The organism is uncultured Chitinophaga sp., from assembly GCF_902168175.1.
In the GTDB taxonomy this organism is placed as follows: domain Bacteria; phylum Bacteroidota; class Bacteroidia; order Chitinophagales; family Chitinophagaceae; genus Chitinophaga.
Window position 1 is genome coordinate 1 of sequence record NZ_CABHOU010000023.1, and the last position, 15,924, is coordinate 15,924.

Annotated in this window: 11 protein-coding genes; 8 read left to right on the top strand and 3 right to left on the bottom strand. The window is 45.5% G+C overall.

Annotated features, from left to right (window positions below; translation table 11 throughout):
• The 8 genes from QZT80_RS03280 to QZT80_RS03315 all read left to right on the top strand — a co-directional run.
• The coding region (locus QZT80_RS03280) for an RHS repeat-associated core domain-containing protein (protein WP_295117583.1) at window positions 1-1,127 on the top strand (1,127 nt) is incomplete at its 5' end.
• Between the two features lie 19 nt (window positions 1,128-1,146).
• Entirely contained in the window at window positions 1,147-1,617 is a 471-nt protein-coding gene (locus QZT80_RS03285; protein ID WP_295117586.1) for a hypothetical protein, read from the top strand.
• Window positions 1,618-2,778: 1,161 nt separating this feature from the next.
• Window positions 2,779-3,750 (top strand): tail fiber protein, encoded by a 972-nt coding sequence (locus QZT80_RS03290; protein WP_295117588.1) that lies wholly within the window; start codon window positions 2,779-2,781, stop codon window positions 3,748-3,750.
• Between the two features lie 239 nt (window positions 3,751-3,989).
• Window positions 3,990-5,096, top strand: a complete 1,107-nt coding sequence (locus QZT80_RS03295; protein WP_295117591.1) for a hypothetical protein — start codon at window positions 3,990-3,992, stop codon at window positions 5,094-5,096.
• Window positions 5,097-5,116: 20 nt separating this feature from the next.
• Window positions 5,117-8,248, top strand: a complete 3,132-nt coding sequence (locus QZT80_RS03300; RefSeq protein ID WP_295117594.1) for a hypothetical protein — start codon at window positions 5,117-5,119, stop codon at window positions 8,246-8,248.
• A 65-nt stretch (window positions 8,249-8,313) separates the two neighbouring features.
• A complete protein-coding gene (locus tag QZT80_RS03305; protein ID WP_295117597.1) occupies window positions 8,314-12,813 on the top strand; it encodes a DUF6443 domain-containing protein in 4,500 nt (1,499 codons plus the stop codon).
• A 1-nt stretch (window position 12,814) separates the two neighbouring features.
• Window positions 12,815-13,291: a hypothetical protein gene (locus tag QZT80_RS03310; RefSeq protein WP_295117600.1), complete on the top strand. Its 477-nt coding sequence runs from the start codon at window positions 12,815-12,817 to the stop codon at window positions 13,289-13,291.
• Between the two features lie 181 nt (window positions 13,292-13,472).
• Window positions 13,473-13,964, top strand: coding sequence for a nucleotide-binding protein (locus tag QZT80_RS03315; protein ID WP_295117602.1), 492 nt, complete (start codon window positions 13,473-13,475; stop codon window positions 13,962-13,964).
• On the opposite strand, the gene QZT80_RS03320 is transcribed toward QZT80_RS03315, so the two are convergent.
• The 3 genes from QZT80_RS03320 to QZT80_RS03330 all read right to left on the bottom strand — a co-directional run.
• The gene (locus QZT80_RS03320; protein WP_295117604.1) at window positions 13,961-14,434 is read right to left on the bottom strand and encodes a hypothetical protein; all 474 of its coding nucleotides are present in this window, start codon (window positions 14,432-14,434) and stop codon (window positions 13,961-13,963) included. The two genes, QZT80_RS03315 and QZT80_RS03320, sit on opposite strands and share 4 nt — an antisense overlap.
• Complete coding sequence (locus QZT80_RS03325; protein ID WP_295117607.1) at window positions 14,422-14,841, bottom strand: STAS-like domain-containing protein; 420 nt, start codon at window positions 14,839-14,841, stop codon at window positions 14,422-14,424. Before QZT80_RS03325 ends, QZT80_RS03320 begins: the two co-directional genes overlap by 13 nt.
• Window positions 14,819-15,924: hypothetical protein (locus tag QZT80_RS03330; RefSeq protein WP_295117610.1), on the bottom strand; the 1,106-nt coding region annotated here is incomplete at its 5' end. The genes QZT80_RS03325 and QZT80_RS03330, both read right to left, overlap by 23 nt.

Sequence of the window (15,924 nt, forward strand, 5' to 3'; positions counted from 1 at the left end):
TTACTGGTAATCAATACCAGCGCTTAAAAGAGAAAGATGCTGGCAACCAGCCTTCGTTGAATCGTCCGAAAGCGTATTTAAATTTTGCATTATTCAACGATCAGTTTAAATTAGTGGAGGATAACAGTGGTGTTAGGCAGGTGCAGGAAGTGCCGGATCAGCTGCAGACGCTGGCGGCCGATAAGATTGTGATGAAGGAGAGTGGATTTTTGTATGTTTATACGAGCAATGAAACGCCTCAGGACGTGTTCTTTGATAATGTGGCGGTTGTGCTGGAGCAGGGGGCTGTGTTGGAGGAGACGCATTATTATCCGTTTGGGTTGACGATGAGTGGGATATCTAATAAAGCCGTGTATAACCCAGTTAATAAGCAACAATTGTTTCAGGGACAACCTTTGGATGATGAGTTTGGACTTGGTTGGTATGGTTTTAAGTGGAGAAATCATGATCCGCAGATTGGCCGATTTGTACAAATAGACCCTTTAGCAAATGATTATGTACATAACGGGCCATATGCATTTTCGGAGAATAAGGTAACATCACATGTTGAGTTGGAAGGTCTTGAAGGAGTAGCCTTTATTAAGGCAGAACTTTGGAAATCTTCTGGCATATCATCGACAACAGTGCAAAATGTAGAGCAGGGTGCTAACAAAGCAATTGCTAATTTGAAGCCATTTGCCGAAGGAGTTGCAACGGGGGTAAAGTATACTGGTATTACTGCTGGGATAATTTTTGGTGGGCCTGCAGGGATCATTCTGGGGCTCCCGGCTTTGGGACTTGCGGTAACCAGTGATGTTGCAAAAATAATAGATCCAAATAATCCCAATGTTGATGTGTTGCCAGGGGGAGTTGGTGAGGCCGGAGGGCTTGCTGCAGATAAACTAGTGGGTGCCGTTACTGGTGCAAATACAAATGGTATTTTTCAAGATTTGGGCGGCTTGGCAGAAACGTGGAGCGGAGGAATGAAGGCATTTTTGAGTAAGCCCGAGGTGGGACTGCCTCTGCCGATAGTGGCAATTGACAAAGCTAATATTGTTGTTGATACATATACTGGCGGCAAAAGTGTTTTCGAAAAGGTGCTCAATTGGATAACGGGTGAAAAAAAAGAAACTGAAAAAGCGAAGTAGTAACTTTCCAATTTAAATAATGCGAACAGAAATTATCGGAATTAGTGATCGGAATTGTAGTTTTGGAATGCGTTTCTGGCGTTCAGTCAGATGGTTTTTACTTATCTATTCCTTTTTTTTATTGCTGGCTTTAATAAATTACGGATTCAGGTTTGCGGTGGTAATTGCGATGTCTGTTTTTTTAATCCCTGTTATTGTTCATGGATTGAAGACATCGGTCAACGTGTTGTATAAAATTTACGATGACGGCAATGGTAATCTTGAAATAGAAACGTTACATTTCAGTAAAATTAAAGTGGTGGTACATCCGAAACAAGACGTAAAAGTAAATGTAATGCTTGATGTTACTATGAGGTATTATAGAAATATGATACGTATTGATGTTAAAAGGCGAACATATTTTGTTCAACGACCTTTTTTGCCGTGGACAAGGGAGTTAATTGACGAGATGAAAGAGTTGGTGAATAAAGGAGTATTAAGTAAATCGTGATTAAGAGTTGGAACATTGATATAGGAGTTGAAGTTTATGGTTGGCGAATACAAGTAGTATAAAAATTTAATAGTTATGCATTTGTTGATTTATTCGTGTTGTTTAGGATTTGTAATGATTAGTTGTAATCGGATAACTTGTGTTCAAAAACGTATAACACACGGCGACAAATACTTTAATGTTGGTGATGACATGGGCGAACGGGCATACTTTATATTTGATGGATCTGAGAAGGTAGACTATGTTGATGGTAAAATAGTTGCCAGGTCTAAAGTTCATTGGGGAAATTGTACTGATTATTCGTTGGTTATTAAAATGCTTGATAGCCAGGATTTACTTCAAGTCGGCGATACGTTTAATGTTTCAATAAAGTCTTTTAGCAATGACACATTTCATTATGTTTTGAACTGGAAAGGACGAGAAGTACGGGCTGCATTTTACAAAGCTATGTAGGCAATATTTTGGCATTGTATCTTTCCTTAGATGGATCATAAATATTGGAAATGTTAAACTGAATATTGAGGCCCACACCATTTCGTGCGGGCCTCAATATTTCTTCAATCGAAATTTACTCTACCTTCGCCCAATCCCAAATACACCAGAACAACCATACTAAAAGCACGCATCTTCATCGGTTCTTCTGCCCCAAGCCTTCCCCTCGCAGATGCCATCAACGAAAACCTCGACCACTCTGCCGAAGTCACTATCTGACGAAACGGCATCCTCATCTCTCTGGTAGCCCCACGACGCACTCATCGAAAAGCCCAAACCTCGACTAGGCCGTCTTCATTTCCTCTACCGATAATATCGCCACCATCAGGCCGACGCCCCTCGGAAAAGCACACTGTTTAATTGTAAAGCCAAGAAGCACAGATCTGCCCGGCCTCGCCACCTCCGATTACTGTACTAACCGCTCCAACGGCGACCTCGCATCACGCCCACAGCCTTGTCAAAAAGGCCGTAGTCAGAAAGGACCTCACACCTCAACATAACCAATTATTCTTACGGCACTAATGAAATAATATAGCACAAATTTCTCCCCAATAAACTTGCATCTTCCTAAAATAATTAGTAAAATTGCATTGTCGATATAATTGTTACCCGATAATTGTTAACTCGACATTGGAGTACCTATATAGACCTTAATACATACCCTTTGCCATGAAAAGAATCGCTTTGTTATGCGCGGTTGCCGTGTGCATTTCCCTCTTTGCCTATTCAGCCAATAGCGCGCCGAAAAAATCCCTGGCTGATGTTTATGAAACTTCTGTCGTTTTTCCTGCTTACTTCTCAGTCGGAGATTACATAGAGTTCTTGCGCGTTGTTCCACTGGATGCAAGTGCTTCCGGATATTATGAAGTATCCATGTCGTACACCAGGGGTAATATTGCTGCCGCTGCTACTCACCTGGCTAGTGTATCCCATTCTAATCCCGATGTTTGGCGGGAGACAGGGCGTATCAATAGCAATGGCTATATACAAACAAATGTTTATAATTTTACCGTGGATTGTAATTCGTTCTATGGATATTCCCGCTTCAGGATACGTGCCAAAGCTACCCATGGCGTGCTGTCTGATCCAGTCAACGTACACATCAAAGTTCGTTCTATTAACGTGCAATCCGAATGGCAGGCGCTCAATAATACCGGTAACGACCTCACTGTAAACACCTGGCAACCCATGACCGATGAATGGTCATTACTGATGGGGAATGGGCATGACAATGCATCGGCTGCCGTGGCTCTTCATGTTAAGCAGAATGGTAATATCGGCATTGGTACGCGCACGCCCGACGCAAAACTTTCAGTCGCGGGCACCATCACCGCGCAGAAAATAAAAGTCACAAATGTGCCTGCCAACACCTGGCCAGATTACGTCTTTGATAGTTCATACGTGCTGCCCGACCTAAAGGAGGTAGCTAAGTTTATAAAGGAACATAAACATCTGCCCGAAGTGCCTTCAGCAAAAGCTGTAGAGAATGATGGTTTGGATGTGGCAGAGATTAATAAAAAGCTGCTGTTGAAGATTGAAGAGTTAACCCTTTACCTGATAGAAGAGCGTTCCCAACGCGTAAAGCTGGAGAGCGCATTAAGGGATTTGGAAAGGAGGGTAGCCCCGGTGTTGGCCAGGTAAATTTGAACACTTGCCCGATACGAAGTTCTTTAAACCGAATATAATCTTTTATATAAGAATGATGGCTGCATGATGCTTAACTGTTCCTTTGCTTTTGGGGCCGTTGTATTGCTCACAACCCGCGGAAGTGAAAAACTGCGCCAGTGTACAACTTTCCAGCCAGTATACATCTATCTCACATAGCCCTAACTCCCTTTTAGGGCATAATTTTTAAACTTCTTTATAATCTTATCTATAGTATGAAACGAATTTTGCTAATTGCTTTGCTTACAAGCCACTTTGCTCCTTATGCCAATGCGCAGGACGTTAACCTGGGAAATGCGAATGCAGGTTTAGGAACGTCATCCCCTTCCTCATACTACCACGGTGGAAACAATAAGGTATTGGAGATATGGAATCCGAATACGGTGACTAACAGCCAGTCACATCTCATTTTAAGCACTGGCTCCAACTTAACGGGGTCAGCTGGCTCTGTAAGCTGGATGGCGGGGAATGCGCCAGGCAAAAAGGGGATCGCTTTCATCTCTGCTCAAATAACCAGCAATATTAGTACGCATCCCAGTGGAAGTCTTGCTTTTGCGACTGCTAACAATGATTTACCACTTGTACGAATGCAGCTGGACGAAAATGGCAATTTGGGGATAGGGCAACTAACGCCCTTGGCAAGACTGCATGTGTTAGGTGGCAAAGGGGTTTTGGTCGAAAATGCTCCGTTGGATGCCAGAACCGTAAGCGGCAGCCCGGACCCTAATATCGATAATCCCTTACAAAGCCTGATGGGCTACAATGGCCTGATGTCAAATGACGGTGGTTTTTATCATTGGCGGGCCTTCTGGGGACAATCCGTAGATCTTCGGGCAGGTGGAATTCCAGATGGCCAGCGAAATATATTCCGGGTGCGGCGTTTTGATGGCGGAACCAGCTGGGCGGAGTTATTTAGGATCGCGGAGGATGGTAATGTGGGCATAGGTGCCACAAATACCAGTGGTTATAAACTTACTGTGAATGGAACAATCGGGACGCGGAAAATTAAGGTGACCAATCAGGAAACCTGGGCCGATTTTGTATTTAATGAGGACTATCACTTACGGTCGTTGCCGGAACTGGAGGCTTTTATTAAGGCGCACCATCATTTGCCGGAGATACCTACCGACGCTGAAGTGAAAGCTGATGGAGTTGATTTGGGTGATATGAATGTAAAACTTCTGCAAAAAGTGGAAGAACTCACCTTGTACCTTATTCAGCAGCAGAAGAAGATCGATGATGTGATAATGGAAAATGCCATACTAAAAAAGGATGTTGAAAAGCTTAAAGCGGATAAACTAATACAGACAGAAAGTAACTAATGATTACAATGTTTAAAAAGATGAAACGATTTACCCTATTACTTTTAATGATGTTAGCAGGGCTTGGGTTGAATGCGCAAACAATTGCCCCTGGCAAACAAACGCTCGGCCGCATGACGTCAGCATCGCCCGATGCGGAGGCTATTGCAATGTACCAGAGTTATCCCGTTGACTATATGACGGGCGCTCCCTCCATCGAAATACCTTTGTTCGAAGTGCCCACAAGGGTGGGCGTGTTGCCATTTAAACTAAATTATCATGTTGGTAGTCTTAAACCTGGTTCAGCCACCAACGTGGCTGGGTGGGGCTGGAGCCTGACGCCGAATATTGGCGTTACCAGGGCCGTTAAAGGCGGTGTGGATGGACCAACTTCTGGTTTCCCGGCTAATACTCAATTTGGATCAACCACACCTCAATACCTGGTGCCGGCTTCGCAGAATATTCTTGATCAGCAGCCTGATGATTTCTTTTACTCTCTGCTCTCGAAGAGCGGCCGTTTCATATACGATCATTCCGGCAATTTTGTAACCCTGCCCTATGAGGCCATCAAAGTATCACATCCGGAGAATAACAGTTTCGTAATTACGGATGATGATGGAACGATTTATAAGTTTGGCAAATACTCAACGGGATCTGCACTTACCACCGAGTTTTCGGCGTCGTCAGACGTTGTGCTGACCGGTTGGCGGGTATCGGAGATCATTCCATTCGATAAATCGGATACGGTCCGGTTTTTTTATGGCACCCCACGCGTGGATCAGATACCATATTACAATATCAGGTGGAAGATCACCGAATACCCTGAGTTCGTAAATCCTGGCTTGAGTGAAACATGGCCTACGCATACTGTAAGAAGCTATTATTCGAATGAAATAAACGTTGGGGACGAAGCGATGCGTCCTGAACTCGTTTATTCAATGCTGAACAACGTGCCACTGGAAGTCGATTTTACGCCGCCACCCATTGGTCAAGGGGCTGATATTGCGTCTATGACAGGTCAGACGGTGGGGACCCCGGCACAAAATTACGCATGGAGTATTTTCAATTATGGGTCCAATGCTCCGAATGAAGACGCTCTATCTGTTAATGCTACTGATTACCGGCCGCTTACCCTGATAACATTTAAGGGTGGAGAAGTGAGGCTTACTTATTCCGGTACTCAGTTAGCTAGTGTTGAACTTTCCAGCAGGACAGGGTCAACTTCCCAGTTGACGAAACATGCCGTCTTGTACCAGCATCAGTTACAACATGGCCCTGCGGACCAGCCATTGCTTCAATATAACAGTTACTATTTTCGGCATGGGTTAGATTCTGTTAAGGTGAATGGACTTACCTATAAAATGGATTATAACGCCGGCTCAATCGGCATTTATGGTGGTTTTAATACCGATTTTTGGGGCTTCTTTAATAATCGCAGGCAGTTTACAGTGCCGAAGATGTATTATCTGGTAAACAACTATAGCTGGAATTCAGCGCTGACGGACATTAGCGGCAGTCCCGGCGTAACCGGTGCTAATTATCGTTCGCCGATGTGGCTGGAAATAGGCGGTAAGCAGGAAACAGCGAACCCATACCCGGTAATTCCCGGTATTATTAAAAGGCTGCATTATCCTACCGGTGGCCATGCTGAATTTACTTTTGAGAATAACCAGTATCGCGCATCTTATTCTTCTGAAGCCGTATTTGGTGGTGGCGTACGCATCAAACAAATAAAGTATGCCACCGGCGATGGAAGAGACTCCCTTATGAAGGTATATAAATATGGATGGCAGGAAGATGGTACAGGCCGTACCCGTTATCAGAATTATGATAAAAATTTCATGTCGCAGCAATTGATCCTGACACAACGGGCTTCTGAAACAGCTGAAGGTGGGACGATAGATTTTCTTACCAAAGTAACAACGGTCAACTCCAAACCTCACCTGGACATGTCTTTTTCTTCAGGAGCCGGTGTTATTTACCAGGACGTTGCTGAATATGCTATTTCCATGCCCGATAGTGTGCCCCTTGGAAAAACAGTATATAACTACGTTAATAGTGCTAAAAATGAAATGTGGATGTACATGACTCCATTGCAGACAGACCATCGTACTGACTGGAAAGAGGTATCGCCCAGCTTTGTATCGCAATACCGATATAAAAATGGCACGTTTGATCTGGTGAACAGAACAGCTTTTGAATACACAGATTATTACACCGATACAGTGGCGGCTGCGCAAACGTTCATGAGATTCGTGAACGCTAATAGCAGTATTGACCCTTTACTCAATTATCAATACTACACTACCGATCCGTTTGCACACCTCACGTACGACATCTATGCCGGCGTGCGTAAACAGACTGCTATTATCGATACCGTATTTAATCCCGACGTTCCGGGAGAATACATTGCTTCGAGAACCAATATTGCTTATGAGCCTACAAATTATTACAAAAGCCAGGACTCGCGACTCAATAGTAAAAATACGCTTGTTAAAATGCAGTATTACTATCCTTTTCAAACCAGCTCGTTAACCAACCTGCCATCAGGACAACTGCCCATATTAAGCTCATTGAGAACAGCCAACCGAATTAATCAGCCGGTGGAAGTTCGGCGGTACAATCAGGAAACAGTAATGGAAACGGTTCAGCAACAGTACACGAACTTCTCGGGTACACGTATTTATCCTTCATCTATTTATACTTCTACTCAAAATCATTCCCTGGAAAAGACGCTGGAAATGGGATTGTATGATAATAATGGAAACATCCTCGAACAGCGCAGGGCAGATGATGTAATGGAAGTTTATCTCTGGGGTTATAACTCCCGCTATCCGGTAGCGAAGGTAGTAGGTAGCAGCTTTGCTGTAGTGCAAGGCTTCATTAGTCAGTCTATGCTCGATAATGCCCAGTTATATACTGATGCGCAAATCCGGACGGAACTTAATAAAATACGTACCGGATTGGCGGCTACTAAAGCGCAGGTGCTTACCTATACATATAAACCGATGATTGGTGCCACGAGTGAAACGGATGCTAACGGAGTAACCCGTTTTTATGAGTATGACAGTAAGGGCAGGCTGTCGCTTATTAAAGATCATAATGGCAATATCCTGAAGATGATCTGTTATAGTTATTCCGGACAGCCGGAGGATTGTGGCACAGGAAACTAAAGGCCATAATCAAGCAATTCAGCTATAGGTTTAGCGAGTAGTAACGTTTTGAATCAATCAGACAAATGAATAAGATCATATTTAAAGATACTTATATGAGGGCTTTGCTCATTGTTTTCCCGGTCTTTTTACTTTCCGTGGTTGCCGTGGCCCAGAATGCACCGGTTCCCGGCGCACAGCCAGCGGCGACTCCGGTTGTTGCTCCAGGTGCTTACCCGACCGGTACGAAAATCAACTATGTGCGTACCTGGCAACCATCGAAGCCCATTACGGATCCCAGCGTAATACCAGTGTCTAATTCAGTTGTTGAGGTAAAAGAAAGTACGCAATACCTGGATGGCCTTGGCCGGCCATTGCAGTCCGTTGCAAAAGGCATTTCTCCAGCAGGTAAAGACATCGTAGCGCCGATAGTATATGATGTTTACGGTCGTGAGATATATAAGTACCTGCCGTATGAGTCGCATACCGGTAACGGGCAGTTTAAAACAGCTCCGTTTACAGAGCCGGCTACATTTTATAGTACCCAATACCCCGGAGAGTCTATCTTCTATGGTAAAACTGATTTTGAGTCTTCGCCGCTTAATCGTACCATTAAGACAATGGCGCCTGGTAATAGTTGGGCGGGATCAGGAAATGGTGTAAGCCAGCAATACCTCGTGAATACAGCAAACGATGATGTCAGGATTTGGGATATTACTTTAGATCCCGGGGCCGCACCGGTAGCCCGTAGTACACCTTATGCTGCCGGTCTGCTGTTTAAAAACGTAACGATCGACGAAGCGCAGCATAAAGTGGAGGAATATAAAAACAAAGAAGGTCAGGTTATATTGAAAAAAGTACAGGTGGGCCAAACTGCCGGAGTTGGTTACGACGGTTGGTTGTCCACTTATTACGTGTACGATGATCTGGGTAACCTGCGTTTTGTATTACCTCCGAAGATGGTTAATTCTTTACGTGGCAATGCCTGGGCGTTTCCAAACAACCTGGAAATATCAGCACTCTGTTTCCGTTACGTTTACGACGCCCGCAACCGCATGGTCCTGAAGCAGGTGCCAGGTGCAGATCCTGTTTACATGGTATACGATATTCGCGACCGTTTGGTGATGACCCAGGATGGTGGATTACGCCAGAAGGGGAAATGGTTGGTAACGTTTTATGATGAGCTGAACCGCCCCTCAATGACAGCACTGTATGCCACCAATGCAAGTACTGCTACTTTGCAGGCAGCCATGAACACGTCAACCGGATCGAGTTCTGTTACCTACAACATTCCCGCTCCATCTACACTTACGGTGAATAGTCACGACGGCCGTTTGGTTTACAAAGCTGTGGATGAAATTGTGTTCAATCCCGGTTTCGAGCATGCGGATAATATTGCATTTGAAACAGAACTAAATGCTGCCGGTACCATCGAAACACAAACCATTCTGGCCAGCAATCCTTTGCCTAACCTGGATCAAAACCAGCTGGAACCACTTACTTACACTTACTACGATAATTACGAGTATGAAGGTAAAAAGAACAGCAGTTCTTACACCACTATTCAGCCGGTATTAGGCTCGCCTTTTACTGACAATAAAGCCATCACTGTTCAGACTAAAGGTATGGTGACAGGTAATAAAGTGAAGCTGTTGGACGGCAGCAATACCTGGCTTACGACTACCACTTATTATGACGAGAAAGGCCGCTTAAAACAGGTGCTGTCCGATAACGCAGCTAACGGCGTAGATGTAAGCACGAACTGGTACGACTTTGAGGGTAAAATACTCGCCACTCAGCTGGAGCATAAGAACCCTCGCAGTACGGTTAGTCCTCAAATGACCGTCCTTACCAGGATGGAGTATGACGATGCCGGCCGCCTGCTGAAAATAGCCAAAAAGGCAGGAGCCGGCACAGAGGTAGTCATTGCTGATAATGAGTATGATGCACTGGGCCAGCTAAAAACCAAGTCTTTCCACAGGCAGAACACTTCTGTATTGGAGGCGCTTAATTATGATTACAACATTCGTGGCTGGTTAAAAGGTATCAATAAGGATTATGTCGCTGATAACGGCTCCGGTCATTACTTTGGTCAGGAGTTGAACTACGACTATGGCTTCCAGACCAACCAGCTGAACGGCAACATCGCCGGTATCAAATGGAAAGGTGCTAACCAGGTCGCCCGCTCCTACGGTTTCCGTTATGATGCATCTAATCGCCTGATGGATGCTGATTTTAAGGATAAATCCGGAGGTGCCTGGGCTGATAATCCCCTGGTTAATTTTGATGCGAAGATGGGAGATGGGGTAGATCACACCACTGCTTATGATGCCAACGGTAACATCATTCGTATGCAGCAATGGGGCATGACACCCGGAGGGGGCAGCAGTCAGATCGACGATCTTCGTTACAACTACGGCAATAACGGCAACAAACTGCTGGGTGTAACCGATATCTTTAATAACCCCAGCACCACCTTGGGTGACTTTAAAGAGTTAATAGCCAACAGCCAGATCGATTATGCTTATGACAGTGCCGGTAATATGATATCCGACGGCAACAAAGGCATCAGCCAGATTCTGTATAACTACCTGAATCTTCCTGACCAGATTAACATCACCAATAAAGGCGCCATCAACTATGTATATGATGCAGCCGGCATTAAACACCGTAAGATCGTAAACGACCAAACCGTAACGCCTGCTAAGATCAGTACTACTGATTACATCGCCGGTATGATCTATGAGGATGATGCACTGAAACTAATTAACCACGAGGAAGGCCGTATCCGTATGGATTTTGCGGGCAGTACGCCCACCCAGACTTACGACTATTTTGTGAAAGATCACCTGGGTAACGTACGGATGGTACTGACGGAGCATAACGACCAGGGAACTTACCTGGCTACGATGGAAACACAGCAGGCTGCCAAAGAAACAGCCTTGTTTTCTAACATCGAAGCTACCCGCACCGCCAAGCCGGTGGGTTATCCGCAGGACCAGGGTGCCGGTGCCAATAGCTACGTGGCTAAGTTGAACGGTAGCAGCAAGGACAGGCGTATCGGCCCCTCGCTGGTGTTAAAAGTAATGGCTGGCGATACGGTATCTATTGGAGCAAGAGCGTTCTACAAATCGATAGGTAATAAGCAGCCGAAGACACAAACGCCTGCTGCTGATATGGCGGTGGCGTTGGTGCAGGCTTTTGGCGGTACGGCCGCAACAGATGCGCACGCGAGTGCAGGGCGGTCTGGAAACAGCACGCCATTTAATGATGACTTTACTGGTAATCAATACCAGCGTCTGAAAGAGAAAGATGCAGGTAATCAGCCATCTTTGAATCGTCCGAAAGCTTATTTAAATTTTGCATTATTCAACGATCAGTTTAAATTAGTGGAGGATAACAGTGGTGTTAGGCAGGTGCAGGAGTCGCCTGATCAGCTGCAGACGCTGGCGGCGGATAAGATAGTAATGAAGGAGAGTGGATTTTTGTATGTTTACACGAGCAACGAAACAGCGCAGGATGTGTTCTTTGATAACGTGGCGGTTGTGCTGGAGCAAGGGGCTGTGTTGGAGGAGACGCATTATTATCCGTTTGGGTTGACGATGAGTGGGGTATCGACGAAGGCGGTTGGACCTCTGGAAAATCGGTATAAATACAATGGGATAGAGAGGATTGGAGATTTGGGACTAGAAGACTACGATGCAAAGTTTAGAGAGTTGGACCCACAGATTGGCAGGTGGTGGGAGGTTGACCCGAAGACGGAAAGTATGGAAATGTGGAGTCCATATGTTTCCAATTATGATAATCCTTTACGGTATAGTGATTTTCTTGGGGATGAGCCGGGAGGTCCAGGGGATCCTATTAAGCAAGTTGGTCTTGTTACAGGCCGGGAGTATAATTTAACTAGGCCGACTGGTTTCGGGTCCGCTTTTGAATTTGCAGGTCAATACTTGTCGGGGACATTAAATGAATTCACTGTTGGATTCAACCAAAATTTAAATCCTCTTTACATAGGAGTAAATGGGACTCAAGCTTTGGCTACAGGGAAGGATATTTTAACGGGGCGGCCAATGAATACTGGGGAGGCTGCACTTGGCATCGCGTCAGCTGTTCCTTTGGGGAAAGTGGCTGGATTGTTTGGAAAGTTCGCGAGCGTGATGGAGGGAGCAACTGCACGAAAGGCAACCCAACTCGCATCACAGGAAACTGCGCAATCTGTAATTGTGGGAAGTGGTGGAGACAATGTGCTCCCTATGAACATTGTGAGGGAAATTAGAAAGGGCGAGAAAATTGCAGATGTTATTGAGACTGCTGTAGACAGAACATATGCTTATACTGCTGAGCATGCCGTTGTTAAGCTTGGTGCTAATAGTGTTGCACCGGGTGCGAGGGTGTTAGTTAGTGGCGGACGTGATGGAATTAAATTCGCAGCGAATGAAATCTCGATATTATACGGACATACTCATCCTTATGTAACCGGACCAAGTGCGGCCGATTTTAATGCTTTAAAACTGTTGAATCAAAGTAAGCAGTATATCGTTGAGGGTTTCAACCGAATACCATTTGTTATAAGAAAACCAAATTGACATGGCGATTGTTTTTGAAGGATTTACCAAATGTCCGCTGTGTAATGCGGTACTTGACAAAACTAAGGAGTATATCCTATTTCCAACATTTATAAATAATAAAAAAGATGCACTATTTATTTTTAGCGACAATGGTATGCACATTCAATGTTTAGATCAACATCCGTTGAGAAAAACAGCGTATTTATATTTGAGAAAGTATAATGATTATTTACAACTCCTAAAATCGGGTTTTTCCACTAGTGGTGAGATTATCGGTAATCCTGCAAATATGATTACATTCGGGTTGTTGACTTCAGATTCAACAGAAGACCTATTTAGGTACAATTTTTTGATATTGGATAAAGCAACCGTGGGAGAATGGGGACTAAAAAGTGAATTTATAGCAATAGTGAATTTGTTTAACGCGAGTGGTAAATGGGATGGAGTAGGTGGATTTAATTACTTAGATTATCTGGTTAATCTTGTGAGTAGCTAACGATACGGAAGCCACTTTCTCAAGCCTTTATATGATGAAAAAGATAGATTTCTATTCGCTGTAGTTGCAGATACCAAAATATTGCTTACAGTTGAAGCCCGCACGCGCCCGTGCGGGCTTCCCTTTTTCTCAAAAGTCTAAAATTCCCTACCTTCGCCCCCATCCCCAAACACAATACGCCATGCAAAAACCACGCATCTTCATCGGCTCCTCCGTAGAGTCACTCCCCATCGCAGACGCCATCAACGAAAACCTCGACCACTCCGCCGAAGTCGCCATCTGGCGCAACGGCATCTTCCATCTCTCGGATAACACCCTCGATGCACTCATAGAAAAGGCCAAAACCTTTGACTACGCTATCTTCATCTTTTCGCCCGACGATATCGCTACGATCAGGAACGTTGAACAGAAAGTGGCCCGTGATAACGTAGTGTTCGAACTCGGACTCTTCATCGGTACCCTCGGAAAAGAACGCTGCTTCGTCGTAAAGCCAAGAAACACCGACCTTCATCTCCCCACCGACCTGCTCGGCCTCACCACCGCCGATTACGATACCAACCGCTCCGACGGCGACCTCGCATCGGCCTTAAACTACGCGTGCAGCCTTATCAAAAAGGCCATGGGCAGGAGGGGCGTACCGCCCCTGCCACCGGGAAGACCATTTCCCCTCTAATGTTTGTTGATTTCCCGGATGATCTCGTTAAACAGGTGACTGTGTGCCGACTGAAATGAGAGCAGCTCGCCGCGCAGGCGTTCTGATATTTTAAGCATACCGATAGCGGTATATTGAGTATTAAACTCAGGGCTATTGGTGATCAGCTCCCGAAGGTCCTGCTGGTAAGGACTTAGCTTATCGGCGTCGATGCCGTAATCTTCTTTCAGCTGTTTCATGATGTTACGTACCTGTATGTTGATCAGCCTGAACCAGATAAGGGCCGTCTGTGGGCGGAAGCTGTCTGTGAACAAGTCGTTGAGCGTGGCGGCGTATTCCTTTTGTATATTTTTGATTTCCTTTGCCAGGTGTTCTTTTTGCAACCGGCCGTTCGTGATGCGGCGGTGTATATACCATCCCACAACAGTGCCGCCAATGAAGGTAGTAATGTCAATAATGGATATCCATTCAACAGTGCCTAGTTTTCCCATACTGCCAGTTTTAATTCGCCGTTAGCAATACGGTACCATGCAGGGTGTTGTTCCGTTACTTTCGGCGCTTTGCCCTGTTTACGCCGTTCTTCCCACTGCAGGTAAGTTCCCTCCTCTATCATCTCTTTCCAATGTGGTTCTTCCTCTGAAGTGATGGTCACATACCGTCGCACTGTTTCCAGACCGAAGTCGTAGACCATGTTGCCAAAGGCTTCATCGAGGAACGAGGAAGCGTACCCCTGCGAATCATCGATGTCAATGGTAATAGGCTGCTCCGCCCTTACCTGCTGCGCAAAAGCCGGGTTCAACACCTTGTGATAAAATTCTTCGCCGGAGTTATCGCTGATGTTGCAGTGGCGAAGACCGGGAAAGGGGGTGAAGCTGTCAGCAATTTTTAGCGTGTACATATCTGGAGTTTTTAATGTTAAGCAGAGAGGTGGGCGTCATTTCCCATTGGAAGAAGGTGCCGTCGAACTGGGCATTTTTGCGGGTGATGGTCCTGGATTGCGAAGTGTCACTAAAATCGAGGATGACGTTGTTGGTGACTACTTTCAGGTGACTGATAAAGCCTTTTTCAAAGCATTGGCGTACATAGGGCAAACCTTTGTTGCGGTTTTGCTCGCCGGTGGCCGATCCGTATTTCTGCATGAAAGCCCGCATCAGCACGTTGTGTTTCTGCCGGAAATGAATAACATCCCCTATTTGTTTGAGGAACTTACGTTGCAATGTTTCCAGGATGCCCTGGCCCACATCGGTAAGTGTGAACACCACGCGGTTTTCCTCGTATTTAAGCCCCATCAACCATTGTTGTTCCCGTGCCCCGCTCCATTCAATTGAATTGCCGAATACCTCCAGCATGATCGTGCGTATGGGCATACATTTCGCCGTTTCGTCGCCAAGATGGCCGGCCACGTTCACCATCGTTTCCGTGACTTTTGCAATATCCTGGAACGAGAGTTTGCCGCAGCCCCGTTCGAAGAAAAAGATGTCAGACCCAGGCATTTTAGGGAATGCTACGCCTGCCTCATCGTGCATATTGTGCAGAAATCCCGAATCAATGATGAACTGTTTGCAGGATGGCTCGGCAGGTAACTCGCCCTGGAAGCTGATGCCCTGGTAACTGAGGTCGTAAGTAATTGCGTTCAGGATGCTGATCGAGGCATGATCTATCAGTTCAACAGCTGCAAGCGATGCCCGTACATATGGTCCGCTACTCTCAAAGCTTTGCTGCTCTTCTCTCCGGAGTTTTCGAAAGAAATGAAAACAGGCTTCCGGATGATGAAACAGTCGCAGGTCGCCAGGCGCCGGTAATGGCGGTCGTACTGTTATAGCCGGACGGAAGGCCGTCCGCTGCTTTCGTTTCATCTTTTGCTGCCGCGAAACCAACTGTTTCTTCCTGCGGCGGACGGACTTTTTGCTTCGCCGGTTATGGCGTTGCTTATACCCTGGGGTGGTATATACTTTTTTCATGGATGTGGATGGATGATGGT

Bases quoted from the DNA above. Each gene is read 5' to 3' on its own strand.
- QZT80_RS03315 (WP_295117602.1), top strand. From the start codon at position 13,473: ATGCAAAAACCACGCATCTTCATCGGCTCCTCCGTAGAGTCACTCCCC.
- QZT80_RS03305 (WP_295117597.1), top strand. From the start codon at position 8,314: ATGAATAAGATCATATTTAAAGATACTTATATGAGGGCTTTGCTCATT.
- QZT80_RS03295 (WP_295117591.1), top strand. From the start codon at position 3,990: ATGAAACGAATTTTGCTAATTGCTTTGCTTACAAGCCACTTTGCTCCT.
- QZT80_RS03320 (WP_295117604.1), bottom strand. From the start codon at position 14,434: ATGGGAAAACTAGGCACTGTTGAATGGATATCCATTATTGACATTACT.
- QZT80_RS03285 (WP_295117586.1), top strand. From the start codon at position 1,147: ATGCGAACAGAAATTATCGGAATTAGTGATCGGAATTGTAGTTTTGGA.
- QZT80_RS03290 (WP_295117588.1), top strand. From the start codon at position 2,779: ATGAAAAGAATCGCTTTGTTATGCGCGGTTGCCGTGTGCATTTCCCTC.
- QZT80_RS03310 (WP_295117600.1), top strand. From the start codon at position 12,815: ATGGCGATTGTTTTTGAAGGATTTACCAAATGTCCGCTGTGTAATGCG.
- QZT80_RS03300 (WP_295117594.1), top strand. From the start codon at position 5,117: ATGAAACGATTTACCCTATTACTTTTAATGATGTTAGCAGGGCTTGGG.
- QZT80_RS03325 (WP_295117607.1), bottom strand. From the start codon at position 14,841: ATGTACACGCTAAAAATTGCTGACAGCTTCACCCCCTTTCCCGGTCTT.